At 57.8% G+C, this 1596-nt stretch carries 1 protein-coding gene; it reads right to left on the reverse strand.

Going from position 1 to position 1596, the window contains the following annotated elements:
- Positions 1-10: 10 nt before the first annotated feature.
- Positions 11-1312: an IS4 family transposase gene (locus AD663_RS27985; RefSeq protein WP_083455125.1), complete on the reverse strand. Its 1302-nt coding sequence runs from the start codon at positions 1310-1312 to the stop codon at positions 11-13.
- Positions 1313-1596 lie beyond the last annotated feature (284 nt).

Genomic DNA, 1596 nt, shown 5'->3' on the forward strand with positions numbered 1-1596 from the left:
GCCAGCCCTTTCAAGGTCTTTTGATTTTAGCTGCCTTGAGCACCCGATCCGTTGACACGTGGGCATTCGCGGCTTTGCCTTCCAGCCACTCCTTTGACTTGGGCACTTTCGGGCCTCGTTTGCTCTTGGCGACCGCTTTGGGCTGGATATTTCGAGCGAGTGCAAGCAGGTACTGAGTCAGTCCTGCAGCGGGGATCGGGATGCATAGATATTCTGGCAAGGCTATTTGCATCCCCTCGTAACCGCTGCGTACCTGTACCGTTAGGTGATAAATCGATGCTTCCCAATCGTCGGGCAGGGTCTGGCGATGAGCCTGCTCGACGCTGCGTTTGAGCACGGCCAGAACGTTGTAAGCCAACACGGCCGACGCAAATCCCAGCAGGGCTGCTTTAGGGTTGCCCAAGGTTTCGATTTCACTGTCCAACACCGCTTCCAGGCGCTGGAACATCCCTTCGATGCTCCAGCGACGGCGGTACAAATCGGCGATTTGCTCAGCACTGATAGAGTCGGGCAAGTTGCTCCAGAACAGCAGCGTGGTATCGCCGGATTCGGTGGGTTTTTGCAGGTTCAGTTCGACTCGTCGCCACTGGCGTCCACCTTTTACTTCGATGATTTGCTCGCGCACGCTGCCTGCCGCGACCGCGACAGGCACCTGCCAGACGCTTTCCTTAAGCAGGCGTGGATGTTTGCTCTGTTCGCGAATGATGAACGAGGCCCCGGTATCTTCGCAGGCCTCCATGACCGGGAGCGTGCAGTAGAGTCGGTCAGCCATCCACAGTTGTCCCGTACAGGCCTTTTCCAGCAAGGGCAGCACGCTGACGCGCTCGCTGGCATAGGCATCTTCACAAGGCTGAAGATCAACGACCTGATCCAGGTCGGGGTCGTAAACCACAACGGAAAAACCAGGCCGGGCGGCGCCGCGTTCACGGCGCAAAGCGCCCAGACGCTTTTCGCTGGAAGGCAGGTGGTTACCGTCAACGACCCGTAGTTGCCAGCCAGGCAAAATGGCTGAGTGCCCCAGTTCTTTTACCGTCGGTGCCAAACGCTCTGCGCTGCCGGTGACTAGGGCGCGCAGTAGCGCAGGCTCTGTGCGGCTGACCTTGTCATATAGCGCCGCCAAGCTGACAGGAAGGTCTTCCATCTGCCGCGCGGCGGCATGCAGCGAGGGTCGCAAGCCCAATGAAACAAGGGACATCAGTTCAACGATGGTTGAAAACAAAAGCTCACGTGGGTACTGCCGCTGACGGTGTTCTTCGAACACCTGATCGACCCATTCAGCAGGAACAGCCTGCTCCAATATCACTCTGGTCATGACACTGGCCGGTGCTTTTTTCTCAAACCGTGCTAGAACCTCTGCCCACATCGCTTTCGTCCACCCTGACTGGAGTTTTGCGGGATTTTATCAAAGACCTTGAAAGGGCTGGCCCTTACGGCGACTTACTTTTTTTCAGACGCCAAAAAAAGTAAGCAAAAAAGGCTTGCCCCACCACTCGGTGCCTCGCTCCGGCTCGGCATGCCCTCAACTCCGGCATTGCTCCGTGGGCCCGCCGCGAAGGGTCATCCATGACCCAGCGCGGCTATCCCGGCATCCATGCC

The organism is Pseudomonas sp. Q12-87, from assembly GCF_001269755.1.
Taxonomy (GTDB): domain Bacteria; phylum Pseudomonadota; class Gammaproteobacteria; order Pseudomonadales; family Pseudomonadaceae; genus Aquipseudomonas; species Aquipseudomonas fluorescens_S.

What these genes read in the sequence shown, in the direction of transcription:
- AD663_RS27985 (WP_083455125.1), bottom strand. Translation starts at nt 1,312, where the DNA reads ATGACCAGAGTGATATTGGAGCAGGCTGTTCCTGCTGAATGGGTCGAT.